24 protein-coding genes and 1 tRNA gene are annotated in these 24,947 nt (G+C 64.5%); 22 read left to right on the top strand and 3 right to left on the bottom strand.

The window, feature by feature from the left end; translation table 11 throughout:
- The first annotated feature begins 70 nt into the window (after nucleotides 1-70).
- The gene (locus tag WCZ84_RS00365; RefSeq protein ID WP_372684301.1) at nucleotides 71-1,309 is read left to right on the top strand and encodes a glycosyltransferase family 4 protein; all 1,239 of its coding nucleotides are present in this window, start codon (nucleotides 71-73) and stop codon (nucleotides 1,307-1,309) included.
- On the opposite strand, the gene WCZ84_RS00360 is transcribed toward WCZ84_RS00365, so the two are convergent.
- Nucleotides 1,246-2,640 carry a phosphomannomutase/phosphoglucomutase gene (locus tag WCZ84_RS00360; protein WP_372684259.1) on the bottom strand — a complete coding sequence of 465 codons (1,395 nt, stop codon included), beginning with the start codon at nucleotides 2,638-2,640 and terminating at the stop codon, nucleotides 1,246-1,248. The two genes, WCZ84_RS00365 and WCZ84_RS00360, sit on opposite strands and share 64 nt — an antisense overlap.
- 94 nt (nucleotides 2,641-2,734) lie before the next feature.
- Between WCZ84_RS00360 and WCZ84_RS00355 the strand changes: the two genes are divergently transcribed.
- Complete coding sequence (locus tag WCZ84_RS00355; RefSeq protein ID WP_372684258.1) at nucleotides 2,735-4,141, top strand: FAD-binding oxidoreductase; 1,407 nt, start codon at nucleotides 2,735-2,737, stop codon at nucleotides 4,139-4,141.
- Between the two features lie 77 nt (nucleotides 4,142-4,218).
- Here WCZ84_RS00355 and mutM read toward each other — a convergent pair whose 3' ends face one another.
- Entirely contained in the window at nucleotides 4,219-5,046 is an 828-nt protein-coding gene (mutM, locus tag WCZ84_RS00350; RefSeq protein ID WP_372684257.1) for a bifunctional DNA-formamidopyrimidine glycosylase/DNA-(apurinic or apyrimidinic site) lyase, read from the bottom strand.
- 83 nt (nucleotides 5,047-5,129) lie between these two features.
- Here mutM and WCZ84_RS00345 point away from each other — a divergent pair, with 83 nt between their 5' ends.
- The 16 genes from WCZ84_RS00345 to WCZ84_RS00270 all read left to right on the top strand — a co-directional run bounded on the left by WCZ84_RS00345 (nucleotide 5,130) and on the right by WCZ84_RS00270 (nucleotide 17,430).
- The gene (locus tag WCZ84_RS00345; RefSeq protein WP_372684256.1) at nucleotides 5,130-6,905 is read left to right on the top strand and encodes a tetratricopeptide repeat protein; all 1,776 of its coding nucleotides are present in this window, start codon (nucleotides 5,130-5,132) and stop codon (nucleotides 6,903-6,905) included.
- Complete coding sequence (locus WCZ84_RS00340) at nucleotides 6,902-7,489, top strand: outer membrane lipoprotein LolB (protein ID WP_372684255.1); 588 nt, start codon at nucleotides 6,902-6,904, stop codon at nucleotides 7,487-7,489. The genes WCZ84_RS00345 and WCZ84_RS00340 overlap by 4 nt, the downstream gene beginning before the upstream one ends.
- 5 nt (nucleotides 7,490-7,494) lie before the next feature.
- Nucleotides 7,495-8,382 (top strand): 4-(cytidine 5'-diphospho)-2-C-methyl-D-erythritol kinase, encoded by an 888-nt coding sequence (ispE, locus tag WCZ84_RS00335; protein ID WP_372684254.1) that lies wholly within the window; start codon nucleotides 7,495-7,497, stop codon nucleotides 8,380-8,382.
- Nucleotides 8,383-8,386: 4 nt separating this feature from the next.
- Nucleotides 8,387-8,463, top strand: a tRNA-Gln gene (locus WCZ84_RS00330).
- A 102-nt stretch (nucleotides 8,464-8,565) separates the two neighbouring features.
- Nucleotides 8,566-9,516: a ribose-phosphate pyrophosphokinase gene (locus tag WCZ84_RS00325; RefSeq protein WP_372684253.1), complete on the top strand. Its 951-nt coding sequence runs from the start codon at nucleotides 8,566-8,568 to the stop codon at nucleotides 9,514-9,516.
- A gap of 93 nt (nucleotides 9,517-9,609) precedes the next feature.
- The gene (locus tag WCZ84_RS00320) at nucleotides 9,610-10,224 is read left to right on the top strand and encodes a 50S ribosomal protein L25/general stress protein Ctc (protein ID WP_372684252.1); all 615 of its coding nucleotides are present in this window, start codon (nucleotides 9,610-9,612) and stop codon (nucleotides 10,222-10,224) included.
- 143 nt (nucleotides 10,225-10,367) lie between these two features.
- Nucleotides 10,368-10,967, top strand: a complete 600-nt coding sequence (gene pth / locus WCZ84_RS00315; RefSeq protein WP_372684251.1) for an aminoacyl-tRNA hydrolase — start codon at nucleotides 10,368-10,370, stop codon at nucleotides 10,965-10,967.
- 5 nt (nucleotides 10,968-10,972) lie between these two features.
- Nucleotides 10,973-11,761: a type II CAAX prenyl endopeptidase Rce1 family protein gene (locus WCZ84_RS00310; RefSeq protein ID WP_372684250.1), complete on the top strand. Its 789-nt coding sequence runs from the start codon at nucleotides 10,973-10,975 to the stop codon at nucleotides 11,759-11,761.
- A gap of 146 nt (nucleotides 11,762-11,907) precedes the next feature.
- Entirely contained in the window at nucleotides 11,908-12,999 is a 1,092-nt protein-coding gene (ychF, locus tag WCZ84_RS00305; RefSeq protein WP_372684249.1) for a redox-regulated ATPase YchF, read from the top strand.
- Between the two features lie 311 nt (nucleotides 13,000-13,310).
- On the top strand, nucleotides 13,311-13,673 hold the full coding sequence (locus WCZ84_RS00300; protein WP_372684303.1) for a hypothetical protein: 363 nt from the start codon (nucleotides 13,311-13,313) through the stop codon (nucleotides 13,671-13,673).
- Nucleotides 13,667-14,395 (top strand): DUF1016 N-terminal domain-containing protein, encoded by a 729-nt coding sequence (locus tag WCZ84_RS00295; protein WP_372684248.1) that lies wholly within the window; start codon nucleotides 13,667-13,669, stop codon nucleotides 14,393-14,395. The genes WCZ84_RS00300 and WCZ84_RS00295 overlap by 7 nt, the downstream gene beginning before the upstream one ends.
- Nucleotides 14,395-14,922 (top strand): GNAT family N-acetyltransferase, encoded by a 528-nt coding sequence (locus WCZ84_RS00290; RefSeq protein ID WP_372684247.1) that lies wholly within the window; start codon nucleotides 14,395-14,397, stop codon nucleotides 14,920-14,922. The genes WCZ84_RS00295 and WCZ84_RS00290 overlap by 1 nt, the downstream gene beginning before the upstream one ends.
- 232 nt (nucleotides 14,923-15,154) lie before the next feature.
- A complete protein-coding gene (locus tag WCZ84_RS00285; protein WP_372684246.1) occupies nucleotides 15,155-15,682 on the top strand; it encodes a hypothetical protein in 528 nt (175 codons plus the stop codon).
- Nucleotides 15,683-15,743: 61 nt separating this feature from the next.
- On the top strand, nucleotides 15,744-16,283 hold the full coding sequence (locus WCZ84_RS00280) for a hypothetical protein (protein ID WP_372684245.1): 540 nt from the start codon (nucleotides 15,744-15,746) through the stop codon (nucleotides 16,281-16,283).
- A 19-nt stretch (nucleotides 16,284-16,302) separates the two neighbouring features.
- Entirely contained in the window at nucleotides 16,303-16,830 is a 528-nt protein-coding gene (locus WCZ84_RS00275; protein ID WP_372684244.1) for a hypothetical protein, read from the top strand.
- A 63-nt stretch (nucleotides 16,831-16,893) separates the two neighbouring features.
- Nucleotides 16,894-17,430, top strand: a complete 537-nt coding sequence (locus WCZ84_RS00270) for a hypothetical protein (protein WP_372684243.1) — start codon at nucleotides 16,894-16,896, stop codon at nucleotides 17,428-17,430.
- A 20-nt stretch (nucleotides 17,431-17,450) separates the two neighbouring features.
- Here the strand turns inward: WCZ84_RS00270 and WCZ84_RS00265 are convergent, their stop codons facing one another.
- Complete coding sequence (locus WCZ84_RS00265) at nucleotides 17,451-18,137, bottom strand: LuxR C-terminal-related transcriptional regulator (RefSeq protein WP_372684242.1); 687 nt, start codon at nucleotides 18,135-18,137, stop codon at nucleotides 17,451-17,453.
- A gap of 70 nt (nucleotides 18,138-18,207) precedes the next feature.
- Here WCZ84_RS00265 and WCZ84_RS00260 point away from each other — a divergent pair, with 70 nt between their 5' ends.
- The 4 genes from WCZ84_RS00260 to WCZ84_RS00245 are packed head-to-tail and all read left to right on the top strand — an operon-like array spanning nucleotide 18,208 to nucleotide 24,944.
- Complete coding sequence (locus WCZ84_RS00260) at nucleotides 18,208-18,543, top strand: hypothetical protein (RefSeq protein WP_372684241.1); 336 nt, start codon at nucleotides 18,208-18,210, stop codon at nucleotides 18,541-18,543.
- A complete protein-coding gene (locus WCZ84_RS00255; protein ID WP_372684240.1) occupies nucleotides 18,540-19,811 on the top strand; it encodes an NHLP bacteriocin system secretion protein in 1,272 nt (423 codons plus the stop codon). The genes WCZ84_RS00260 and WCZ84_RS00255 overlap by 4 nt, the downstream gene beginning before the upstream one ends.
- A complete protein-coding gene (locus WCZ84_RS00250) occupies nucleotides 19,808-22,009 on the top strand; it encodes an NHLP family bacteriocin export ABC transporter peptidase/permease/ATPase subunit (RefSeq protein WP_372684239.1) in 2,202 nt (733 codons plus the stop codon). Before WCZ84_RS00255 ends, WCZ84_RS00250 begins: the two co-directional genes overlap by 4 nt.
- The gene (locus WCZ84_RS00245) at nucleotides 21,990-24,944 is read left to right on the top strand and encodes an NHLP bacteriocin export ABC transporter permease/ATPase subunit (protein ID WP_372684238.1); all 2,955 of its coding nucleotides are present in this window, start codon (nucleotides 21,990-21,992) and stop codon (nucleotides 24,942-24,944) included. The genes WCZ84_RS00250 and WCZ84_RS00245 overlap by 20 nt, the downstream gene beginning before the upstream one ends.
- Nucleotides 24,945-24,947: the final 3 nt, after the last annotated feature.

Below are 24,947 nucleotides of genomic sequence, written 5' to 3'. Positions count from 1 at the left end.
CGGCCTGCAGACGATGGTGGCCCGTTACGAAACCTTGTGGCGGCGGCTGGCCCGGGGCGAGGGTGAACCGGTGGTCGCCCAGGGCAGTACAAGCCCGGGGCCGGGTCGTCCGGCGCCGCCGCGTCTGCTGTTTTTCGTCACCAATCCGGCATTTTTCATGTCGCATCGTTTGCCGGTCGCCGAGGCGGCCCGCCGGGCGGGCTACGAGGTGCACGTGGCCTCCATGGCCGCCCCGGCCGTTGCTCAACTCGAGGCGCTGGGGTTTGCGCATCACGTGCTGCCCCTGTCGCGTACCGGCATGCGGCCCTGGGCAGAGCTGCGCAGCCTGTGGGCGCTGGGCCGCCTGCTGCGCACCTTGCGACCTGCGCTGGTGCATGCGGTCACGCTCAAGTCGGTTCTGTATGGCGGCATCATGGCGCGCCTGATGCGCGTGCCGGCCTTCGTGGCGGCCATCTCCGGGCTGGGCTATGCGTTCATACCCGGGCCGGGCGGGCGGCGGCGCTGGCAGCGCCCCCTGGCGCTGGCGCTATATCGGTTGGCGCTGGGGCACCGGTGCAGCCGGGTCATTTTCCAGAACCCGGCCGATTGCGACGTGCTGCGCCAGGCCGGTGCCGTGCGTGAGGACCAGGTGGTGATGATGCGGGGCTCGGGCGTGGACCTGCAGGTGTTCCGGCCCCGACCCTGGCCGGCCGGGCCGGTCACGGTGGTGATGGCTGCGCGTTTGCTGCGCGACAAAGGCGTGGTCGAATTTGCCGAGGCGGCCCGCATTCTGCACATGCAGGGCAGCCCGGTGCGATGGCGCCTGGCCGGCAGCCTGGATCCTGAAAACCCAGCGTCCATCGATTCCCAGACCCTGCAGGCGTGGCAGGATGACGGCTGGATCGACTACGTTGGCGAATGCGCGGATGTGGCGACGCTATACGCGCAGTCGCATGGGGTCGTGCTGCCGTCCTATCGGGAAGGTTTGCCCAAGTCTCTGATCGAAGCGGCCGCATCGGGGCGTCCCGTGGTGACCACAGACGTGCCGGGCTGCCGGGATGCCATCGTGCCCGGCGTCAGCGGGCTGCTGGTGCCCGTCGGCGATGCGCGCGCGCTGGCCCAGGCCGTGCAGACGCTGGCGGCCGATGAGGCCATGCGCGTGCGCATGGGCGCCGCCGGCCGGGCCCTGGCTGAGCGTGATTTCGGCCTGGCGCAGATCGTGCAGGCCCATTTGGCCGTATATGCCGGCTTGGGCGTGCGGCCGGTTCAGAATGGCAGCGGGTGGCCGGACGGCAGCAGGGCGGACAGTGCCGAGCGGAATTCAGACTGAATCCGGGCCAGCGCTTCGGGGGTGTCGCCTTCGAAGCGCAGCACCACGACCGGGGTGGTGTTCGAAGCGCGGGCCAGGCCGAAGCCGTCGGCGTATTCGGCGCGAATGCCGTCGATGGTGATGCGCCCGGTGGCGGTGGGGAAATCGCCTTGCGCTTGCAGGCGCTGCACCAGTGCGTGGGGTTCGCCCTCGGGCATGGGCAGCTTGAGCTCGGGTGTGGACAGGCCGCAGGGCAGGGCGTCGAGCACCGAGCCAGGGTCCGGGCTGCGCGCAAGGATCTCGAGCAGGCGCGCGCCGGCATAGAGGCCGTCGTCGAAGCCATACCAGCGATCATTGAAGAAGATATGGCCGCTCATCTCGCCCGCCAGGGGCGCCCCGGTTTCGGCGAGCCGCGCCTTGATCAGCGAATGCCCGGTGCGCGACATGAGCGGAACCCCGCCCGCCTCGCGGATGGCCGCGCCCAGGTGCCGGCTGCATTTCACGTCGAACAGGATGTCGGCGCCGGGCTGATGTTGCAGGATGTCGCGCGCGAACAGGATCATTTGCCGGTCGGGCCAGATGATCTGCCCCGACCGGGTGACCACGCCCAGGCGGTCGGCATCGCCGTCGAAGGCCAGGCCCAGCTCGCAATCGGTGGCCTGGACGTGGGCGATCAGGTCCTGCAGGTTGGCCGGGTCGGCCGGGTCGGGGTGGTGGTTGGGAAACAAGCCGTCCACCTGGGTGTAGAGCTCGTCCACCGAACAGCCCAGCGCCCGATACAGGCGGGCGGCGGCCACGCCGCCGACGCCATTGCCGCAGTCGATGGCGATTTTCATGGGACGGGCCAGATGCACCTGGCCGCAGATGGTCTGGATATACGTGTCGACCAGGTCCAGGGCCTGGGTGCGGCCGGCCGGCATCCCCGCGGGCGCCTGGCTGTGCAGCATGGATTCGCGCAGCGCCAGAATGTCCGGCCCGTGCAGTGTGTGCCCGCCCAGCATCATCTTGAAGCCGTTGTAGTCTGGCGGGTTGTGGCTGCCGGTGACCGCAACCCCCGAACCACTGCCGTCCTGGTGCGCAGCAAAATACACCAGCGGGGTGTGAACCAGCCCCAGGTCGACCGTATCCAGCCCACCAGCCCGCAGCCCTTCTTGCAGGGCCTGCGACAGCCCCGGGCTGGACAGGCGCCCATCGTGGCCCACCGCCACGCTGTGGACTGCGGCCGCCCGGGCCCGCTCGGCCAACGCCCACCCCAGCCGCCGGGCAAACCCCGCGTTCAGGGGATCGGGGACGGTGCCGCGGATGTCGTAGGCCTTGAACACACTGGATGGCAGCGAGAGAGAGGGATCCAAAAGAAACTCCGTGATCAGGGGGTGGATGTTCTGAAGCGATTATCGCTGATTACAATATCGGATTGTCACGGATTGCGGGAACAGGTAGGCCGTCATGGATCATTTGCAAGCCTTGCGTGCGGCGGTGGGCGCCGCCCATGTCATTACGGGAGCCGATGCACAGCCTTTCGAAACGGATTGGCGCGAGCGCTACCGTGGCGCCTCGCTCGCCGTGGTGCGCCCGGCCACGACGGCCGAAGTCGCCACCGTCGTGCGTCTGTGCGCCCAGGAAGGCCTGCCCATCGTGCCGCAGGGGGGCAATACCGGGCTGTGTGGCGCCGCGACTCCAGACGGCTCGGGGCGGGCCGTCATCCTGTCTCTGCAGCGGCTGAACCGGATTCGTCACGTGGATACGGACAACGATACGCTCGAGGCAGAGGCCGGCTGCATCCTGCAGACGGTGCAGCAGGCGGCCGATGAAGTCGGGCGGCTGTTTCCGCTCAGCCTGGCGGCCGAGGGCAGTTGCACCATCGGCGGCAATCTGGCTACCAACGCCGGCGGCACGCAGGTACTGCGCTATGGCAACATGCGCGAACTCACCCTGGGCCTCGAGGTGGTGACCCCGCAAGGCGAGATCTGGCATGGCATGCGCGGCCTGCGCAAGGACAACACGGGCTACAGCCTGCGCGACCTCTATGTCGGCAGCGAAGGCACGCTGGGCGTGATCACGGCGGCGACGCTCAAGCTGTTTCCACAGCCCGTGGCGCGCTGCACCGCGTTGCTGGCCCTGGGTTCCATTGGCGCGGCGATCAGCGTGCTCGGGCTGGCGCGCGCCGGGCTGGGCGCCAGCCTGACTGGTTTCGAGCTCATGGCCGCGCCCTGCCTGCTGGACGTGGTGCAGGCCTTTCCGCAGCAACGGCTGCCGTTCGCGGAGCCGTCCGCGCCCTGGTATGCCCTGCTCGAGCTCTCCGACAGCGAGTCCGAGGCCCATGCCCGCGAGCGCTTCGAACACGTCATCGGCGAGGCCATCGAGGCCGGCTTGGTCGAGGACGCAGCGATCGCCGAGTCCGTCGCACAAAGCCACGCGCTCTGGCACCTGCGCGAGAGCATTCCGCTGGCCGAAAAAGAAAAAGGCAAAAGTATCAAGCACGATATTTCGGTGTCCGTCTCGCGCATGGCCGAATTCGTCGAACACACCAATGCGGCCCTGCAGGCCGCATTTCCAGGTATCCGGCACGTGATCTTCGGCCACCTGGGCGACGGCAACCTGCATTACAACGTGGCGCCGGGGGCCGGCTGGGATTCAGGGCGCCTGTTGGCGCAACAAGAGGCCGTGTACCAGCTGGTGCATGATCGCGTGCACGCCGTGGGCGGCTCCATCAGTGCAGAACATGGCGTGGGCCAGCTCAAGCGCGACGTCCTGCCCCGCTATAAAGACCCTGTCGAGATGCTCCTGATGCATCGCATCAAATCGGCGCTTGACCCGCAGGGCATCATGAACCCCGGCAAGGTGCTGGCCTGACGCCCGGCCAGGCCCGCCGTACAGCGCGAAGCGGCGATCCGTGACGAGGCGGGGCCATCTGGGCAGCCCTGTCCGCCTCAACGCTTTTGGCACACCGGGCAGAAATAGGTGGCGCGCTGGCCCTGGACCAGGCGGCGTATCGGGTTTGCGCATTGGGGGCAGGGTTGCCCCGCGCGCTCGTAGACCGCCGCGTGCAGGCTGAAATACGCGCCCGGGGTGCCTTGTGGATCCACGTAGTCGCGCAGGGTACTGCCGCCGGCCGTGAGCGCCTGGTCGAGCGTGCACAGGATGGCGTCGTGCAGGCGGGCACAGCGGGGGCGTGAAATCCGCCCGGCGGGCAGACGGGGGTCGATGCCTGCAAGAAACAGCGATTCGGACGCGTAGATATTGCCCACCCCCACGACGATGCGACCCGACAGCAGCAGGGGCTTGATGGCCTGCTTGCGTCCCTGCAGGTGCGCGTGCAGCCATTCGGCCGTGAAGGTCGGGTCGAAGGGCTCGATGCCCAGGCTCGCGAGCAGCGGATGGGCCAGCACCGGCCCATCGGTATCCGGATGCCAGAGAACGGCGCCGAACCGGCGTGGATCATGCAACAGGAACCGGCCGTCATCGAAGCGCCATTCTACGTGGTCGTGCTTGCGCAGGGGCTCATGCAGGCCGACGCGGCGCAGGGAGCCCGACATCCCCAGATGTATGAGCTGCGTGCCGCCATCGAAGCGGATCAGCAGATATTTGCCGCGCCGCTCGCAGGCCCGGACGGTCTGGTTGCGCAACCGGGCGGGCAGGTCGGCCGGAACGGGCCAGCGCAGGCGGGGCTCGTACACCACCAGTTCGCGCAGGATCCGGCCGGGCATGAACGTGGCGATTCCACGACGGGTTGTTTCAACTTCTGGCAGTTCGGGCATGGCAGGGGTGATAACATCCTCTTTCGATGATGCAATTTTGCCACCAGACGCGCTGTGTCCGCGTTACGGCCCTGGTTCAGCCCATGAGATTCCCCACCTTCGTTCTGGCCGTGCTGCTTGCGCTGGGCGCCGCACGCGGGGGGGCCTGGGCGGCCTCTCCCGAGACGGGTGCGCAGGCCCGAGACGACACCGCCCAGGTGCATCCCGGCGAACCGCCCCGGGTTGAGCTCACGGCCGAGCTGCTGTACCGGCTTCTGGTGGCCGAATTCTCGGCGCAGCACGGATTGTACGATGACGCGTCCCAGGCGCTGCTGGCCTTGTCCCGGGATACACAGGATTCACGCTTGGCGCTGCGTTCATTCCAGATGGCGATGTCGGCGCACAATCTCGCCCTGGCGCTGCGCGCGGCCCGCCAATGGGCCGAACTCGACCCCGATAACCCAGAGGCCGTGGCCGCCTCGCTGGCCCTGTCGGCTTCCAGCGGCCAGACCGACGGGCTTGCGCGTACCCTGGCGCGGCGCATCGCGTCGGCAGACGACCGCGACCAGGCCATCGTTCAGGCGGCCGGAATCGTTGCCCGCATGACCGACAAGCGCCTGGCGCTGGATGTCCTGGACAAGGCGCTGGCCAGTGTCGTCAACGTTTCCAGTCTGGCGCACCTGGCGCTGGCCGATGCCGCCTGGGCGGCAGGCGATGGCCCGCGGGCCCTGGCCGAGGCACGCCGAGGCCAGCAGCTCGATCCAGACTCCCAGGATGCCGCGCAGCGGGTACTCGAATACGGTTTGCGCTTGCAGCCTGATGACGTGATACGTGAAACCCAGGCGTTCATCGACGAACATCCCGGCCAGCGCGGCCTCGAATTGCTGCTGGTCAGCCGGCTGACCAGCCAGGGGCGGTTCGACGAGGCGCTGGCCTTGTTGGCGCGTATGCGCCGGCAGGCGCCCGAAGACTTCGACCTGCTGTACACCGAGGCCGAGGTCAATGCGCGGGCCGAGCGGTATGCGCAGGCGCGCATCCTGCTGGATCAGTACATCGCCATCCAGCAACAGCGGCGCACGGCACTCGACGACCGCGCCACCAGTGCCCAGGCCGACGTGGCCGATGCCCGCCTGCTGCTGGTGCGCATCGCCGAACGTGAGCAGGATCACCGCGAGGCCATCCGCCAGCTGCGCCTGATCGATGACCCGGCCCTGACGTTCCAGGCACGCACCCACGAGGCTGTGCTCTACGGCAAGCTGGGCGACCTGGCACAGGCCAGGGCCACGCTGGACACCATCGAGCCGGAAGATCGCCGCGAGCGCGTCACCATCCGTCTGACGCTGGCGGCCATTTACAAGGATGCGGGGCGCACCGATCAGGCGGTCGAACTGCTCAAGGCGGCCGACCTCGAAATGCCCGATACGCCCGAGATCAAATACGACCTGGGCATGATGCTGCTGCATCAGGGCAAGGTGAGAGAGTTCGAGACGCTGATGCGCCGCATCATCGAACTGGATCCGGACAATGCCAATGCCTACAACTCCCTGGGCTACACCCTGGTCGAGCAGAACCGGGCACTCGACGAGGCCCGCGACCTGCTCGAGCGTGCCCTCGACCTGGATCCGGACAGCCCCTATATCCTGGACAGCGTGGGTTGGTACCTGTATCGCATCCAGGACTACGAAGGGGCGCTCGAATACCTGCACCGTTCCTATGCCCAGATGCCTGCGGCCGACGTGGCCGCCCACCTGGGCGAAGTCCTGTGGCTGCTCGGGCGCCAGGCCGAAGCCCGCGACGTCTGGTCGGGCGCCTTGCGGCGCGAACCCGAGGCCCCCGCCATCCTCGAAACCCTGGAACGCCTGAAGGTGCCCCCGCCATGAGGCTGCGTTGGCTGGGCATGCTGGTGTGGCTGCTGGCCCTGGTGTCTTGTGCCGCACCGTCGCGCATCGGTGGCCAGGCGCCGGCATTCGAACGGGTGGGGCGCTTCGCCGTCACGCTGCAGCCGGCTGATGGGCCGGCACAGGCCGTCCAGGGCGGCTACGCCTGGCGCGATGACGGGACCCGCCTGCTGCTGGATTTATCCACCCCGCTGGGCAACGTGCTGGCGCGCCTCCAGGTCGAGCCGGGTCAGGCAACCCTGCAGCGGGCGGACGGGTCGCGCGAACAGGCGCTCGATGCCGATGGCCTGGTGGCCAGCGTCTGGGGCCACCCCATGCCGGTGTCGGGTTTGCGCGACTGGGTGCGCGGCCGCCTGGTGGCCGGGCAGCCTGTGCAGGGGTTGAGGCAGAATGCAGAAGGCCGCCCCGAAGCTTTCGAGCAGCAAGGCTGGCAGGTGCGCCTGGGGCCGTGGGACGCACAGGGTCCGCGCCGCATTCGCCTGTTGCGCAACGATGCGCAAGGGCGCTGGCAGCTGCAGTTGATCGTCGATGATCCGGCCCCCGATGACGCTGCTGCGGCCCGGTGACGGCCATGAGATTCCTGTACGACGTCCCGGCGCCGGCCAAGTTGAACCTGTTCCTGCACGTGATTGGCCGCCGTCCGGATGGCTACCACTTGCTGCAGACCGCATTTCGTTTCATCGACTTCCAGGATACGCTCGACTTCGAGCGCCTGGACGATGGCCGCATCCTGCGCGCAGGCGCGACCCTGCCCGGGCTGGCGCCCGAACAGGATCTGGTGGTGCGGGCGGCCCGCTGTCTGCAGCAGGCCACCGGCACGTCCTACGGAGCCCGCATCGCCTGCCACAAGCAGATCCCGGCGGGGGCCGGGCTGGGCGGCGGCTCCAGCGATGCCGCCAGCACCCTGCTGGCGTTGAACCGCCTGTGGGGCACGGGCCTGAAGCGCGCCGACCTCTTGCGCCTGGCCCTGACCCTTGGCGCCGACGTGCCGGTGTTCGTGTTCGGCCAGAGTGCGTTTGCCGGTGGCATCGGCGCCGATCTGGTTCCGCTCGTATTGCCGCCGCGGGCTTATGGGCTGGTGCTGCCGCCCTGGCCGATCGCCACGGCCGATGTGTTTTCAGATCCTGATTTGACAAGAAATACAGAATCAGTAAGAATCTCGGTCTTTGCTGACTGGCTTACAGAACATCACGGCCTTTTTGGCCGAAATGATCTTCAGGCAGTGGTCTATGGGCGGCATCCGCAGTGGCGCAGCCTGTATCTGGCCTTGCAGGCGGCGGGCGGGCGTTTTCGCATGACGGGTTCGGGTTCGGGCTTGTTTGCAGAATATCCCGACCTGGCCACGGCACAGGTGCAGCATGATCGAATTGTCAGTAAAATAAGGCCCGGTCGGGCGGTCTTCCAGTCTCGGGTCTGCCGGGGTCTTCAAGACCACCCCTTGCGAGGCTGGGTTGACTGAACATTGGGGAATAGCCAAGTTGGTTAAGGCACCGGATTTTGATTCCGGCATGCGAAGGTTCGAATCCTTCTTCCCCAGCCACTTAATTCGTTCATTGCGGGCAGATTATTTCAGGCTGTTGAATCGGCTCCGGAAAGGGGCAGGAATCAACAGCCTTGTCATTTGACACTTTGGTGCGACAGCATGCCACAAGACCGATTCATGATTTTCACCGGCACCGCAAACCCGCGTTTGGCGGTCGATGTCGTGAATCACCTCGACATGTCCTTGGGCAAAATGACGGTCGGGCGTTTCTCAGACGGCGAAGTTATGGTCGAAATCAACGAAAACGTGCGAGGCAAAGACGTTTTCGTGCTGCAGCCCACGTGCGCGCCCACCAACGACAACCTGATGGAAATCATGGTCATGGTCGATGCTTTGCGGCGCGCCTCGGCCCGCAACATCACCGCGGCCATCCCCTACTTTGGCTATGCCCGGCAAGACCGCAGGCCCCGTTCGGCCCGGGTGTCGATCTCGGCCAAGGTGGTGGCCAACATGCTGCAGGTGGTCGGGGTCGACCGGGTCCTGACCATGGACCTGCACGCCGACCAGATCCAGGGCTTCTTCGACATCCCGGTGGACAACATCTATGCCGGCCCCATCCTGCTGGGCGACATCTGGAGCCGACACTTCGAGAATCTCGTGGTCGTGTCGCCCGATATCGGCGGCGTGGTGCGGGCGCGGGCCCTGGCCAAGCAGCTCGAGTCCGACCTGGCCATCATCGACAAGCGCCGTCCGCGCGCCAACGTATCCGAAGTCATGAACATCATCGGCGACGTCAACGGCCGCACCTGCCTGATCATGGATGACATGGTGGATACGGCCGGCACTTTGTGCAAGGCGGCCTCGGCCCTGAAAGAGCGCGGTGCAGGTTCGGTCTATGCCTATTGCACGCATCCGGTCCTGTCGGGCGATGCCGTGGCCCGCATCCAGGATTCCGAGCTCGACGAGGTCGTGGTCACCGATACCATCCCGCTGGCCGAAGCCGCGCGCAACTGCGGCAAGATCCGCCAGCTGTCGTGTGCTTCGTTGTTGGGCGAAACCATCTTGCGCATTTCCACGGCCGAGTCCGTCAGCTCGTTGTTCGCCGATTGATTTTCTGCCTCTTGCTGGTCGCGGCAAGAGGTGTTTTGCAGCCTGAGGCTGTCTTGTCGTCATGGGGGCCCAGCCCCCGTTTTGGAGTCTTTGATGAAATTTACCGCCACTTCGCGTAGCGTCCAGGGTTCGAGTGCGAGCCGCCGCCTGCGCCGCGCCGGTCGGGTTCCCGCCATCGTTTATGGGGGCAAGTCCGCCCCGGCCAACATCGAACTCGATCACAACCAAATCTACCACGCGCTCAACAAAGAAGAGTTCCACGCGTCCATCCTCGACATGGTGCTCGATGGCAAGGCCGAACCGGTGCTGGTACGTGCCGTGCAGTGGCATCCGTACAAGCCCCTGGTGCTGCACGTCGACTTCCAGCGCGTCGATGCGCGCCAGGCGATCACCACGCGGGTGCCCGTGCATTATCTCAATGCCGATACCTGCCCGGCCGTCAAGTTGGCGGGTCAGGTGATCATGCTCGGCCCGGCCGAACTGAACATCACCTGCCTGCCGGCCAACCTGCCGCAGAACATCGTGGTCGACCTCGGCGGGCTGCTGGGCAACGGGCGCGTCTACCTCGAGGACATCACCTTGCCGCGCGGCGTCACCTATGTGCCGCAGGGCGAAGAAGTCAACCCTCTGCTGGCGCAGGCCAACCCGCCCAAGGGGACTGCAGCCAGCGAAGAGGAAGAGGCCGGGGAAGAAGACGCGGCCGAGTAATCCGCCGGTCCCTCTGGCCGGGCAGAAGACGCGGCTGGTTCATCCCCAGGCGCGCTTGTCCCGGTTTTTTGCGGACCCCCGTCCGGCGCAGGCCGGCGGGGGTTTTGTCGTATGATGTCAGCTTTGCATGCACGGGGCCGTTCATGATGCCCATCCGCCTGATCGTGGGGCTGGGCAACCCCGGACCCGAATACGAAATGACCCGCCACAATGCGGGTTTTTGGCTGGCCGATCATTTTGCCGATGATCTGCACACCCGCTTCACGCTCGAGAAGCCATTTTTTGCCGAAGTCGCCAAGGCCCGCCATGCCGGCCAGGCGGTCCTGTTGGCCAAGCCGGTAACCTTCATGAACCGCTCGGGCCAGGCCGTAGGTGCGCTGGCGCGCTTCTACAAGCTGGATCCTGCCGAAATCCTGGTGCTGCACGACGAGCTCGACCTGCTGCCGGGCGCCGCCAAACTCAAGCTGGGGGGGGGCCACGCCGGGCATAACGGCTTGCGTGACATCCAATCCAGCCTGGGTACCCCGAATTTCTGGCGTTTGCGCCTGGGCATCGGCCATCCGCGCAGCCTCGGGCTGGCCCAGCAGGTCATCGGTTTCGTACTGCACCCGCCGCGCAAGGAAGACATGCCAGGCATCAATGAGGCGATTGCACGTTGCCGCAGCATTCTGCCCCGGCTGCTCGATGGTGAATTCGATCGGGCCACCGAGCAGCTGCACCAGGGCAACCACGCGCGGGCCTGATCGCGATGCTGGGGCTCGCTCGTCCTGCCGGCTTGCCCACCATGGGCCAGGAAATCGTCGATTTCCTTCGGTTCATACGCCGGCCCCAACTGGGGCGACGCACGGGCGCACGCCCGACGGGCAGTAGCCTGTCAGTCGACTTCTCGCTGGGTGCGCCATGGTGGCGCATCTTGCACTGGGCCATCTTGCTCTGGACCTTGAATATTTTCGTGTTCGCCCCACTGGCCCTGTCGGCGGCCACGGCACTGGGGGCCGAGCATCGGCTGAACATCCAGCAGCTGCCCTGGCTCACAGCGCTTCTCTGGGCCCCGATCATCGAGGAGATGACGTTCCGCTATGCGTTGCGGCGCCCAGCCATGGTCTGGTGGTTCGTGCCGCTGATGGTGGCGATTCTGGTGCAGGGCCCGGCGCCGGCCTCGGCCATGCTCGCCTGCGCCGCGCTGTTGCTGGTCATGGCGCCGCGCTGGTATCAAGCCGGCCACCGATGGCAGCGGGGTTGGCGCTTGTCGTGGGCGGCCCGGCGCCGCTACCGGCAGTGGTTTCCGTGGCTGTTTCATGCGGCTGCCATCGCCTTTGCCGCCGTGCACCTGCTGAATTTCCGGCTGGCCACGGTCAGCTGGGTGGTCTTGCCGCTGCTGGTGCTGCCGCAGTGGGTCACTGGCCTGGTGCTGGGCTGGCTGCGGGTGCGCCGCGGGGTTGGCGCCGCCATCGGGCTGCACGCGGTGTTCAATGGCGGGCCTTTGTTGCTCATCGCGCTGGTGCTGTATTACTTTCCGGAACTGGCTGTTCAATAGGGTCATGCGGCCACGGGCATGCACAGCTGCCCAGAGTTGAGGACGCTTTTCCATGGCGGGCGGTTCTTTGCGTGTGCCAGCCCGGCACGGTGCCCGGCACGGGTACAATGGCCTCCTGTTTTCGTCATCTACTCGGCAGAAATCTCATGGCATTGCAATGCGGCATCGTTGGCCTGCCCAACGTCGGCAAGTCCACCCTGTTCAACGCGCTTACCAAAGCCGGCATTGCGGCAGAAAACTATCCATTCTGCACCATAGAGCCCAACGTGGGCGTGGTCGAAGTGCCCGATGCGCGCCTCGCCCAACTGGCCGCCATCGTCAAGCCCGAGCGCGTGGTGCCGGCGGTGGTCGAGTTCGTCGACATTGCCGGCCTGGTGGCTGGCGCCTCCAAGGGCGAGGGCCTGGGCAACCAGTTCCTCGCCAATATCCGGGAAACCGACGCCATCGTGCACGTGGTCCGTTGTTTCGAAGACGAGAACGTGGTGCACGTGGCCGGTCGCATCGACCCCATTGCCGATATCGAGGTCATCAATACCGAGCTGGCCCTGGCCGACCTGGCCATCGCCGAGCGCGTCCTGCAGAAAAACCGCAAGCTGGCCAATTCGGGCGACAAGCCCGCCATCCGCCTGGTGGCGCTGTTCGAGCGCATCCTGGGCGCCCTGGACCAGGGCCGAAGCGTGCGCAGCCTGGGCCTGGATGCGGATGAGCAGGCGCTGATCAAAGGGTATGGATTCATCACCGCCAAGCGGGCCATGTACGTGGCCAACGTGCGCGAGGACGGCTTCGAAAATAACCCGCACCTGCAAGCCGTGCAAGACTATGCGGCCGGCGAGCGGGCCCCTGTCGTGGCGGTCTGTGCCGCCATCGAAGCCGAAATCGCCGATCTCGATGACGCCGACAAGGCCGTATTCCTGGAAGACATGGGCATGAGCGAGCCTGGGCTCGACCGCGTGATCCGCGCCGGCTACGAACTATTGGGCTTGCAGACCTATTTCACCGCCGGCGTCAAGGAAGTGCGCGCCTGGACGGTACCCGTGGGCGCCACCGCACCCCAGGCCGCCGGTGTGATCCACACCGACTTCGAGCGCGGCTTCATTCGCGCACAAACCATCGCCTTCGAGGACTTCATCGCCTACCAGGGCGAGCACGGCGCCAAGGAAGCCGGCAAGATGCGCGCCGAGGGGAAGGAGTATGTGGTGAAGGACGGGGATGTGATGAATTTTTTGTTTAACGTGTGATCAACGTCTGACGATTTTTGCTGGATCTTTGAGGATACGCTGCGGCGTCGGCCTGCGGCGAAGATGAAAGCGCGGCGCGACCATGCCAGCCCCTCACGACCGGTCCAATGTTCAGGAAATGGGGTAGTCAAACACTGGTAATGAGGCATTTTTAGAGACAATACCCCATTTAATGGCTATGATTACCCCATTTAGAGAGTCCGGGCTTACATTCCCATGCACTCGCTTACACCCGAGTACCTCGCCGCGCTTCGCTTCGATGGCACCCAGGCTGCGACTTTGCGCAGGCCAGCGGCACCGATACGGCCGATATGCCCCTGCACGGCTTCACCGCCGTTGATCTGGGATACCAGCAAGGGAACGCCGTCTCCAACATCGTCAACAAAATGGACGAGGCACCCTTTGCCGCGACGTACCTCGGCCTGTTCGACCAGATCTGGAACGACCCCGAAAAACTGGAGGACGTGACGGCTCAGATCTGCGAGCATATCGCCTCGGTCTATCGGGAGAACTCGCCAGAGAGCATCTACTTTCTGATGCTCTACAATATCTTCAACGAGTTCCTCGACGACATCGACGAAGACGTCCTGCTCAACGACCGCACTGGCTACCAGGACACCCTGATCTGGAACAAGCTCTTCTCACTCATGATGCCGTCTACCGGCAGGTGCTGACCGACATTAAACAGCGGATTCGCCACGCCCAGACACGGGCGGTGATGGCCGTCAATGCCGAACTGATCCGGCTGTACTGGGAGATTGGTGCGCTGATCGACGCTCGCCAGCACCAGGAAGGCTGGGGCTCGGGAGTGATTCCTACACTGGCCCGCGATCTACACAATGAATTGCCGGAGGAAAAGGGCTTTTCCGAGCGCAATATCAAGCGGATGCTGGCCTTTTACCGGGAATATCCGCATCTGCAATTTGTGCCACAGTCTGTGGCACAGACGGGGCCGAAACTGAAAGTGCCACAGCCCGCTGCGGGTGCTGGCCACCCCGTCAGAATCTCATATCCCGCATTCTTGGCCGCGAGGGCAGGAGCAGGGAATGGCAGCAAACTGAGCTTAGGGTTGTACGTCTATTGTGATAACATGACGTACAAAATACAGGAGTCTATAGCCATGACGACGAATGCCCGTTCCGCCCGCCTCGGGTTGCGCGCCACGCCAGAACAGGAGGCCGTGCTGCGCCGCGCGGCCAAGGTGGCTCACAAGTCGATGACCGACTTCATCCTCGACAGCGCCTGCCAGGCTGCCGAACAGACCTTACTGGACCAGCGCCTGTTCCTGGTCTCCGGCAGCCAGTCCCAGGCCCTGCTGGACATGCTGGACCGACCGGCACGGGACAACCCCGGCCTGAAGGCGTTGTTCTCGCGCCCGGCACCCTGGGATCGCTGATGTCACTGACCGCGCCGCAGGCGCTGGATGCCGAACACGTGCTGGACGGTTTCGAGTGCGGCGAGCCGAGTCTGGACGACTGGTTGGTACGCCATGCCCGGCAGGCTCAAGGCAGCGGTTCGGCCAAGACCTACGTGGTCATGGACGGCGCGCGCGTCGTAGGCTACTACAGTCTGACCGTGGGGCAGATCGATACCCTGGAGGCTCCGGAGCGGGTCCGCGGGGGCATGGGCGCCTACCCCATTCCCGTGGTCATCCTGGCCCGAATGGCCGTGGCGCGGGACGACCGGGGGCGCGGTATCGGCGTGAGCATGCTTCAGGATGCGATCTGGCGTACGCTGGCCATCGCCGAACAGGCTGGGGTCCGAGCGCTGTTGACGCATCCGATTGACGAGGAAGCGTCGCGGTTCTACTTGCGCTTTGGCTTCGAAGCTTCTCCCGTCCGCGATCAGCAGTTGCTGTTACTGCTCAAGGACGCGCGGAAACTGCTCATGCCACCGTCGACCTCGACCAAAAAGAAGAGATAAACGCCCAGGGATTCACGCACCTTCACCGTTCAGCAGATGTATCAGGATCGGCGCCAATGCCGCGTTCCGCCTGCAAGGGGATAAGGCAACACGGGCAAAACGGCATCTGTTCGTACCCGCCAGAGAGCATCCACATATTCCAGACCCACCATAGCTCATCAGAGCTATATTCATCTTGCGCTGGGCCGCTTACATTACAAGCTCCGTATCACTCACCACACGGAGCACCCCCATGAAAAGCAAGCCCGAATTTATCGTCAAGCTGCAAGAACTGTCCAGACTGGCGCCAGATCTACTGCAGGATTTGCGTACGGCCACCACCGAGCAGGAGGCGGCCGACAAGATTATTGCGGCGGGTGGCCGCCACGGCATCACGCTGGAGCACAACGACGTTCATGATTTCCTGGCCGTCAGCGCCCAGCAGGCCCGGATCATCGCGACGGTGCATGAACTGATACAGGCCGATCCCGCCTTGGCCGAGACGCTGGGTCAGGCGTCAGATCAGCAAGAGGCGATGGCGGCCATCATGGCGGCTGCCGAGCGCCAGGGGGTGTCGCTGGATGCCGGCCACCTCATGCCGCTGGACGCCGTTCGGAATATCAATCTGATGGGTGAGCTGGACGATGTGGCTCTGGAAGATGTGACGGGTGGCGTCGGCGTGCTGCTCGCCGGTGCGTTGCTGGTTTCCATGGTCGGGCTCGCCGGCACGGTGGGGCTTGGCGCACTCGCTGCAATTTGCAGAAGTCAATCCCTCATTTAACGGCCTTCTTCAACCTTCTTGGTTGCAGGCATTCCATTCTCCTCCCACACGGAGCATACTCATGAGAAGCAATCCCGAATTCATTGCCAGGCTGCAAGAACTGTCCAGGTTGGCGCCTGATCTGCTGCAGGATTTGCGTACGGCCACCACCGAGCAGGAGGCGGTCGATAAGATCATGGCGGCTGGTGGCCGCCATGGCATCACGCTGGAAGATCATGAAGTGCGTGATTTTCTGGCCTTCAGTGGCGAGCAGGTCCAGATGATGGCCACGGTGCACGAACTGATGCAGACAGATCCGATCCTGGCTGAAGCCCTGGAGCAAACGTCGGATCAGCAACAGGCCATGGCAGCCGTCATGGCGGCTGCCCAGCGCCAAGGGGTCGGCCTGGATGTCGCCGATTTGGCCATACCGCTGGAAACCATCCGTCAGCTCAACCGAACGGGCGAACTGGACGATGCGGCATTGGAAGATGTCACGGGCGGTTCCCTGCTTGTGATTGGCGCGGCCGCCTTGCTGATTGGCACTGGGGCAATCTCGATTGGGGCGGTCAGTGCGAGCGCGGCGGGCCTGATCACCGCCCTAGTCCTGAAAAATTACTGAGAGCGCACGGAGCATACTCATGAAAAGCAATCCCGAATTCATCGCCAAGCTGCAAGAACTGTCCAGGTTGGCGCCTGATCTGCTGCAGGATTTGCGTACGGTCACCACCGAGCAGGAGGCGGTCGATAAGATCATGGCGGCCGGTGGCCGCCATGGCATCCCGCTGGAGAACAGTGACATCCGTAATTTCCTGGCCTTCAGCGCCCAGCAGGCCCGGATCATCGCCACGGTGCGTGAACTGGTCCAGGCCGATCCCGCTCTGGCCGAAACGCTGAGGCATGGGTCAGACCGGCAAGAGGTCATGGCGGCCATCATGGCGGCAGCACAACGTCGGGGGGTCGCGCTCGACGCAGACCAGCTGGCCATACCGCTGGACGCCATTCGCAACATCAATCCGACGGGCGAACTGGACGATGCGGCACTGGAGGATGTGACTGGCGGCATCGCCTTGACGCTCACCATAGGCGCCTTGGTGATGAGCGCTCTCGGGGTCGCCGGTGTCACGGTATTGGGGGGGGTTTATCTATATATGGAGAATCAATCCTGATCCGGTTATCCGACGACCCTTTTGGTTGCAAACGTTCTATCCGCCCACACACGGAGCACGCTCATGAAAAACAATCCCGAATTCATCGCCAGGCTGCAAGAACTGTCCAGGCTGGCGCCTGATCTGCTGCCGGATTTGCGCTCGGCCACCACCGAGCAGGAAGCTGTCGACAAGATTATGGCGGCTGGCCATCGCCATGGGATCACGCTGGAAGATCATGAGGTGCGTGATTTTCTGGCGTTCAGTGGCCAGCAGGCTCGGATCATGGCCACGGTGCATGAATTGATGCAGGCAGATCCCGGTCTGGCCGAGACGCTGAGGCACGCGTCGGACCAGCAAGAGGCCGTGGCGGCGGTCATGGCGGTCGCACAGCGCCAAGGGGTCGCCCTGGATGCCGCCGATTTGGCCATACCGCTGGCAACCATCCGCCAGCTCAATCAAACGGGCGAACTGGACGATGCGGCATTGGAAAATGTCACGGGCGGTTCTCTCCTCGTGCTCGCCGCGGCCGGTTTGTTCATTGGCTCCGCTATTGTCAGTATTGGTGGGGTGGCCACAATCGGGGGCCTGCTCATCGATAAAGCCCTGAACGATCGCTGAGGCACGCAAGCGTAGGTGACTCAGGTGTTGTCCAGGCGGCGAGCAAGCAGGGCGGCGCGGCCCCGGGTCGTGACGTCGAGCCTTTCCAGGATGGCGCTGACATGGTGCCGTACCGTCCACTCCGATACCTGCAACTGGCGGGCGATTTCCTTGTTGCTCATGCCCTGGGCCAGGCTGTGCAGGACCTCGGCCTGGCGCTGGGTCAGGCCGAGCCGCATCAGGCTTTCGGTGTCGGACAGGTCATACCCGGCACCAGACGCCGTGGTGGCACGGCGCAGGTTGCTGATCAGCTCCCTGACGGCTTCGCGCTGATCCAGCACCGCCTGCAGGTGGGAGTCATCTTCCTGGGTTTCTGGGGGATCAATGGCGGCAAACCAATGGGCGGTGATGCCGCGCTCTTGCAGGGATACCACCATCAGGGGCGCGATGCCTGGGTCAGGCGCGGACGATTCGGCCGGCTGCACAGGGCTGGCCAAATCGGGTGGAATGGCTGAACCCGAGGGTGGATCGGCGAACGGGCCAATTTCGACGATGGTCAGGTCGGTGGCTTCGGACAGGCGTTTTTCTGCCAGGGGCAAGAGCTCGCGGGGGTCATCGGCGGTATACAGCGTGACGCTGTCGTGGAATTCGGCAAGCACGTGCTGCAGCGCCTCCCGCACGCGCGGATGATCGTCGACGAGAACCAGCAGTTTTTTTTTGGCTGTCACAACGATGAAAGTTGTTTCAAAATATAGAGTAGTGAATATAATGAATTCGTAAGCCGATAGGAAGCAAAACATGCTGCAGGACATTCCAGGATCCGGCACCGGGGCATTGCGCTGTTTTATCACATGCTTCCGCGATGATGCCGATTTTCGTACGTTGGCACGCAATGATATTCGGGCGGCGCTTGCCCAGGCCGGCATCTCTGTTCCTCATGGGGTCAGGGTCGAGTTCGCATCGAACGCCGCCCGTGCATTGAGTATGGCCCTGGATCATCCTGCAGACGCCAGCGGCCAGGATCGTGAGCTCGAAGACAACGAACTGCAGGCAGTTGCCGGTGGGACAGACCGTCAGGCCAGTATGGAAGAGGTCAGGAGCTTTCTGAGCATCTTCAAGCATTCGAAGGCATGAGCGGCCTGTTCCGGCAGGCGGCGCTCGACAAGATCTCCAGTCCTGACCAGCTGGACAAAATTGTCCGGGTGGTGCGCCCCGTTCATGGTGTGGGGGTGGCCACTGTCCTGGTGATCGTGCTGGCGGGCCTGACATGGAGCATCTTATCCACGGCGCCGGTGACGGTCAGGGGGCAGGGCATCCTGCTGTCTGCAGACGGGATATTCGTCGTCAGCTCACCCAGTGAAGGGCGCATCGAGCGCCTGCTCGTCGAACCGGGCGATGCGATTCATAAAGGGCAGACGGTCGCGCTGCTGACGCAACCCGTCGCCCTGGACACCATGATGGCAAAAAAAGCCGAACTCGACGGTGCGCGGGATTTTCTGCTGGCCAGGCAGGCCAGCCAAGGTCGTCACCAGGGCATGCAGGAAGAATTGCTCGAGACCAAGCGGCAGGCCTTGTCCGAGCAGCTCGAAAAGCTCAAAAGCCAGCATGTCGTGCTGCTCGAGCGACGCCGCAATCTGCAGGCCTTGCTGGCCAAGGGCTATACAACCGCCAGCCGCCTGAATGAAACGGCCACTCAGCTCGCAGATCTCGAGAACCGCATTGCCAGCGCGAACAATGAGCGTATCGAGCTGCAGGTCCGGCGTGAAGTGGAAGAAACCCAGGAGCGTCAGGAGATCCACGAGGCGGGCCTGCGGGTCCAGGCGCTCGAGCGCGAACTTGGCAACATGGAACGAGATTACGAGCGTCGTCGCAGCCTGCAGGCGCCGGTGGATGGCACCGTGGTTGAATTCGATGCCGATGTGGGCGATCAGTTGGGCACCGGGCAGATCGTCATGCGGCTGCTGCCGTCTCACGCCGGGGGCACCCAGCCCCTGAAAGCCTATACGTTCGTCTCCAACGAGGATGGCAAGAAAATCGAGCCAGGGATGCAGGCGCACATCATGCCATCGACCACCCGTTTGCAAAAAGATGGTTTCATCCAGGGCACTGTCTCGAGCGTCGCCAAGATCCCTTCCACCCGCGAGGGCATCATGCGCCGGCTCAAGAACACCGCCCAGGTCGATGCCCTGCTGAAATCGGGCGCGCCGTTCGAGGTCGAACTCGAGCTCGAGACCGATCCCGCGACGCCCAGCGGATTCAAATGGTCCTCGGGCGTCGGCCCCGATATCAGCATCGATGTCGGGACCATTGTCGCTGCCGATGTGGTCGTCGACCGGCACCGGGTCATCAGCCTGGTCCTGCCGGCCGTTGATTACGTCTTCCGCTGGTTGGGGATACGATGAATGCGGGCCCGGCCACCCTGTCCGCCAAGTCGGGCGGCAAGGCGGCTTTGCCGCGCACGCGCCGGGCCAAGACGCCGACCATCCTGCAGATGGAAGCGCTCGAATGCGGGGCGGCGGCGCTGGCCATGGTGCTGGCCTATCACGGGCGCTGGGAACCTCTGGAGACCTTGCGCGCCTTGTGTGGCGTCTCGCGCGACGGCAGCAAGGCCGTCAATATTCTCAAGGCGGCTCGCAGCCTTGGGATGAAAGCCAAGGGCATGCGGCTGGAACCCGCTGGCCTTGCGACCATCGCCCTGCCGGCCATCCTGTTCGTGGACATGAACCACTTTGTAGTGCTCGAGGGCATGCAGCCAGGCTGGGTGTACCTCAATGATCCGGCGGTGGGCCGTCGCAAGGTCAGCGCCGCCGATTTTGACGGCATGTTCAGCGGCATTGCGCTGGTGTTCGAGAAAGACGCCTCGTTTCAGTCGGGCGGCGCTCCGAGGCGCACCGTGCACGCCTTGTATGCGCTGGCCAAGGGGTCGCTGCCGGCCATGCTGCTGATTGCCGTGTTTGGCGTGCTGCTGGTGCTGGTGGCTTTGTTCACACCGGCCTTCAACCGGGTGTTCATCGATTATTTTCTCATCGAGAATCTCCAGGCCTGGCTGGCGCCGCTACTCATCGCCATGGGGGTGGCCATCGTGGCGTCCGGCCTGGCGACCTGGTTGCTGGCCAACCTGGTCACCCGCCTGAACATCAAGCTGTCGTTGCTGCTGGGCGGCAGGCTCTGTTGGCATTTATTGCGTCTGCCGCCCAGTTTTTTCACTCAGCGTCATGCCGGCATGATCAGTGCCCGTTTGCCGTTGGCCGGGCAGGTTGGCGAGCTTGCGTCACGACAGCTGGCCCGACTGATCAGCTGCGTGACCACGCTGGTGTTCTTCACCGCGCTGATGCTGCAGTACCACGTAGTGCTCACGCTGGTTTGCCTGGGGCTGGCGGCGGCCAACGCCCTGGTTTTCTTCTGGCTGCAGAAGCGGTTGGGGGAGGCCTCGGAAAACATCTACCTGCAGGCCGTCAAAATGAGCGGCAAGGTCATGCAGGGGCTGCAGATGATCGAGACCCTGAAGGCGACGGGCGCGGATGACGTATTTTTCTCCAAGTGGAGCGGGCTGCAGGTCTTGTTCATCAACGCCCAGCAGCGGGTGGTGCACATACAGACGCTGCTGGCATCGCTGCCGGCTTTGACGGCCGCGCTGACCAGTGCACTGGTGCTGGCCCTGGGCGGCTTGTTCGTCATCGATGACACGCTCACCGTCGGCATGCTGGTCGCCTTCATTTTCATCATGGGTTCCTTTACCACGCCCGTCGAAGAGCTCATGCAGATCGCCGGCCTGCTGCGCAGTGCCCAGGGGCCGCTCGCCCAGGTCGACGACACCTTGCGCCATCCGCTGGCCCGCGAATTCCAGGATGAACCGGCTGCCGACGGGCGCCTGCACGCTCAATTGACGGGCAGCGTTCTCCTGCGCGACGTGAGTGTCGGTTATTCACCGCTCGACCCGCCCCTGATCCGAAACCTGGATATCGACATGAAGCCGGGCAGTCGGATCGCGCTGGTGGGCGGTTCGGGCAGCGGGAAAAGCACCATTGGCCGCCTGATCACTGGCATGCTCGAGCCAAGCGCCGGAGAAATCCTGTTCGATGGCAAGCCGATTGCGCAATGGCCCAGACAACAGATTCGCGCTTCGCTGGCGGTGGTGGATCAGGAGATCGTGCTGTTCGAAGGCTCGATCCGTGAGAACCTGACGCTGTGGGATGACTCGATGCCGCTGGAGCGCGTGGTGCGGGCCGCTCAGGACGCCATGATCCACGATGAAATCATGGGGCGCCGCGGTGATTACGACGGCCGCATCGAGGAAGACGGGCGCAATTTCAGCGGCGGCCAGCGCCAGCGTCTGGAGATTGCCCGGGCGCTGGTCGGGAATCCGTCTGTCCTGGTGCTCGATGAAGCCACCAGCGCGCTGGATACCATCAGCGAACAGGCCATCATGTCCAATCTGCGCCGGCGGGGCTGCACCTGCATCATCATCGCCCACCGGCTCAGTACCATCCGCGACTGTGACGAGATCATCGTACTGGATCGCGGCAGGGTGGCCGAACGCGGCACGCATCAACAATTGGTGGAAAAGGGCGGCGTTTATCGTGATCTCATCGAAAACTGACGCGGCCCCGCCTTGTGGCCCGGTCTTGCGCAAGGTGCTCGAAGGCGCCGCCCTCCAGCAGGTGGCGGGCAACACCCCTTTTCTGCTCGACCAGCCCGACGTCTGCTGGTGGCTGGAGGCGGGCAGCATCGAACTGTTCGTGCTCGAAGCCCGCGAAGGGCAGGCGCATGGGATCCGCCAGCATTTCACGTCGATCGAACCGGGCACCTTGCTGTTCGGGATGCCGGAGGACGACGATGCCGGGCCCGATGCCGGCGCGACCCTGTTGGCCGTGCCCCACGTGAACACGTTGGTGCGTCGTCTCGATCTGAACAGCCTGCGTACCCTGGGGTCGGATGCGGCCAGTGATCTTGTGGGCCCGGTCAACCGCTGGATCATGGCGGTTTCGGCAGGCCTGGCCCAGTATGCCGCGCCCAGTCCGGTCATTCACCTGGCTGCCCAGGCGGGTTCGGCGTTGGCCGTACAGGCCAATCAGCGCGTCGCGGCGGCGCAGGGTGTGGTGTGGCTGGAATTTCCGCGGGACACGTCGCTGTTCCTGGACGCTCAGGACCTGCCGCCGGGCGCGGGAACCTGCCTGTTTCCGCTCAGCCCCGACAGCTGGATGCAGAACGGCACGGCGCTCGAGCTCACGGGGCTGGACACCGCGCACTTGCTGTGGGATGGCCGCTTGTGGGCCGGGCTGGAGGTCTTGCACGGCTTGCTGCTGCCCGCTGCAAGAATGAGCCTCATGCTGGCGCGCGTGGATGAATACAACCGTCTGCGCCAGCGCCTGGATTCCGCCGACCGCGACTGGCGAGGCGGCCTGGGCAGTCTGGGCGGGGTATTGGACGGCAAACGGGCGCCCATGTTTGCCGCGGATGACGGCGATCCGCCTCTGGTGCAGGCGTTGCGTGCGGTGGGCCGTGCCGAGGGCTTCGAGATACGGCTCCCGGCACGGCGTTCATTGGGGACGGCAGACCTTCAGGCCGATCTGGCCGCGATCCTGCAGGCCAGTGGTTTGCGCAGCCGCCCGGTGGTGCTGGAGCGGGGGTGGGAGCAGCACGATACACAAGCCATGCTGGGCTTTGCCAAAGAGAACGGCAGGCCGCTGGCCATTCTGCCCCGGGCGGGCGGGTCCGTGCAGGTCGCCGACCCCGGGGCCAGGCAGACGTTCGAGGGGCGACAGGCCGTGGACATGCTGGCAGACAACGCCTGTGTCATCACGGCGCCGCTGCCGTTCAGTGCGCTCGGCTGGAAGTCGTTGCCGGTTTTTACGCTGAGGCGCGGCTGGCGCGATCTGCTGGCCGTACTGCTGGCCGCCATGTGCGGGGGGCTGCTGGGCATGGCCGTGCCCATTGCCTCGTCCTATCTGATCGATACGGTGATTCCTGGCCACGACCGCAACCACCTGGTGCAGGTCGGTTTGATCCTCGTCGTTCTGGGCCTGGCCACCTTCGTCATGTCCTATGTCGGCGGGCTGGCTTTCAGCCGCTTCCAGGGGCGGGCCAGCCCGGCCCTGCAGGCCGCCCTCATCGACCGGCTGCTGCGCTTGCCGGTTGGTTTCTTCCGCGATTATTCCGCCGGCGATCTTGCCTTGCGGGCGAGCGCGGTCACCCAGATCGACCAGATGGTGTCCGGCCGGGCCACCCAGATGCTGCTGGGCGGCCTGTTCGCCATCTTCAGCTTTGCGCTCATGATGTACTACGACTGGCGGCTGGGGCTGTGGGCGGTTCTCTTGACGCTGCTGTATACGGTGTTGACGTTGATTTTTATCGGGTTGCAGCTGCGCCAGGAGCGCAATCTCGCCAGGCTCGACGGACAATTGCAAAGTCTGGTTCTGCAACTGGTGATGGGGATCGTGAAGATACGCCTGTCGGCATCCGAAGACCGTGCGTTCGCCCGCTGGGCCACGCCGTTCTCGCAGTTCAGCCAACTCGGCGTGATCGCGGCCCGCTATACGAATTTGCAAGCCTTGCTCAATGCCGTTTTCAGCCTGCTGCCGCTGGCCGTGTTTTTCCTGGTACTGGGGTATTTTCGGGATCCTCACGAAATCAATGTGTTCGCGGTCGGCGGGCTGGCCGCTTTTCTCACGGCTTTCAACAATTTCCGTGGCGGTGTCACCCAGATGACCGAGACGGTCGTGACCCTCCTGGCCGTGCGGCCGTTGTTGGAGCGTGCCATGCCCATACTGGCGGCGACGCCCGAATTCAGCGACGACAAGGACGACCCGGGTGTGCTGTCGGGTACAGTCGAATTCTCCGGGGTGTCCTTCCGTTATGCGGCAGACGGCCCGCAGGTGCTGAACGATGTTTCCCTGTCGGCGAGAGCCGGCGAGTTCGTCGCCATCGTAGGCGCCTCCGGCTGTGGGAAATCCACCCTGATGCGCATGCTGCTGGGATTCGAAACCCCGGAATCGGGCCGCATCCTGCTCGATGGGAAAGACATGGGCGAAATCGACGTGTTGGCCGTGCGCAGGCAGATGGGCGTGGTGTTGCAGAGCAGTCGCCCGATGGCGGGGTCGATCTACGAGAACATCGTCGGCGCCAGTCACCATGGGCTGGCCGACGCCTGGGACGCGGCCCGCAAGGCAGGGCTGGCCGAAGACATCGAGCGCATGCCCATGGGCATGCACACGGTCGTCACCGAAGGCGGTTCGCTGTCGTGCGGGCAGATGCAGCGCCTGATGATCGCGCGCACCATCGTGGGCAATCCCCGCATCCTGGTGCTGGACGAGGCGACCAGCGCGCTCGACAATCGCATCCAGGCCATGATCACCGAGAGCCTGGAGCGCTTGTCGATCACCCGCATCGTGGTGGCGCATCGGCTCAGCACGGTGGTCAAGGCCAACCGCATCTATGTCATGGACGCGGGCCGGATCGTAGAGCAAGGCAGCTTTGAACAATTGATGCGGATGAGCGGGGCCTTTTCGCGCCTGGCCGCCGCACAACTCGTATGACGG

The organism is Castellaniella sp. (assembly GCF_041675725.1).
Lineage (GTDB): Bacteria > Pseudomonadota > Gammaproteobacteria > Burkholderiales > Burkholderiaceae_B > Castellaniella.
This window is presented reverse-complemented; position numbering and strand designations above follow the sequence as displayed.

Bases quoted from the DNA above. Each gene is read 5' to 3' on its own strand.
- WCZ84_RS00355 (WP_372684258.1), top strand. From the start codon at position 2,735: ATGGATCATTTGCAAGCCTTGCGTGCGGCGGTGGGCGCCGCCCATGTC.
- mutM (WP_372684257.1), bottom strand. From the start codon at position 5,046: ATGCCCGAACTGCCAGAAGTTGAAACAACCCGTCGTGGAATCGCCACG.
- WCZ84_RS00345 (WP_372684256.1), top strand. From the start codon at position 5,130: ATGAGATTCCCCACCTTCGTTCTGGCCGTGCTGCTTGCGCTGGGCGCC.
- WCZ84_RS00340 (WP_372684255.1), top strand. From the start codon at position 6,902: ATGAGGCTGCGTTGGCTGGGCATGCTGGTGTGGCTGCTGGCCCTGGTG.
- ispE (WP_372684254.1), top strand. From the start codon at position 7,495: ATGAGATTCCTGTACGACGTCCCGGCGCCGGCCAAGTTGAACCTGTTC.
- WCZ84_RS00325 (WP_372684253.1), top strand. From the start codon at position 8,566: ATGCCACAAGACCGATTCATGATTTTCACCGGCACCGCAAACCCGCGT.
- WCZ84_RS00320 (WP_372684252.1), top strand. From the start codon at position 9,610: ATGAAATTTACCGCCACTTCGCGTAGCGTCCAGGGTTCGAGTGCGAGC.
- pth (WP_372684251.1), top strand. From the start codon at position 10,368: ATGATGCCCATCCGCCTGATCGTGGGGCTGGGCAACCCCGGACCCGAA.
- WCZ84_RS00310 (WP_372684250.1), top strand. From the start codon at position 10,973: ATGCTGGGGCTCGCTCGTCCTGCCGGCTTGCCCACCATGGGCCAGGAA.
- ychF (WP_372684249.1), top strand. From the start codon at position 11,908: ATGGCATTGCAATGCGGCATCGTTGGCCTGCCCAACGTCGGCAAGTCC.
- WCZ84_RS00300 (WP_372684303.1), top strand. From the start codon at position 13,311: ATGCCCCTGCACGGCTTCACCGCCGTTGATCTGGGATACCAGCAAGGG.
- WCZ84_RS00290 (WP_372684247.1), top strand. From the start codon at position 14,395: ATGTCACTGACCGCGCCGCAGGCGCTGGATGCCGAACACGTGCTGGAC.
- WCZ84_RS00285 (WP_372684246.1), top strand. From the start codon at position 15,155: ATGAAAAGCAAGCCCGAATTTATCGTCAAGCTGCAAGAACTGTCCAGA.
- WCZ84_RS00280 (WP_372684245.1), top strand. From the start codon at position 15,744: ATGAGAAGCAATCCCGAATTCATTGCCAGGCTGCAAGAACTGTCCAGG.
- WCZ84_RS00275 (WP_372684244.1), top strand. From the start codon at position 16,303: ATGAAAAGCAATCCCGAATTCATCGCCAAGCTGCAAGAACTGTCCAGG.
- WCZ84_RS00270 (WP_372684243.1), top strand. From the start codon at position 16,894: ATGAAAAACAATCCCGAATTCATCGCCAGGCTGCAAGAACTGTCCAGG.
- WCZ84_RS00260 (WP_372684241.1), top strand. From the start codon at position 18,208: ATGCTGCAGGACATTCCAGGATCCGGCACCGGGGCATTGCGCTGTTTT.
- WCZ84_RS00255 (WP_372684240.1), top strand. From the start codon at position 18,540: ATGAGCGGCCTGTTCCGGCAGGCGGCGCTCGACAAGATCTCCAGTCCT.
- WCZ84_RS00250 (WP_372684239.1), top strand. From the start codon at position 19,808: ATGAATGCGGGCCCGGCCACCCTGTCCGCCAAGTCGGGCGGCAAGGCG.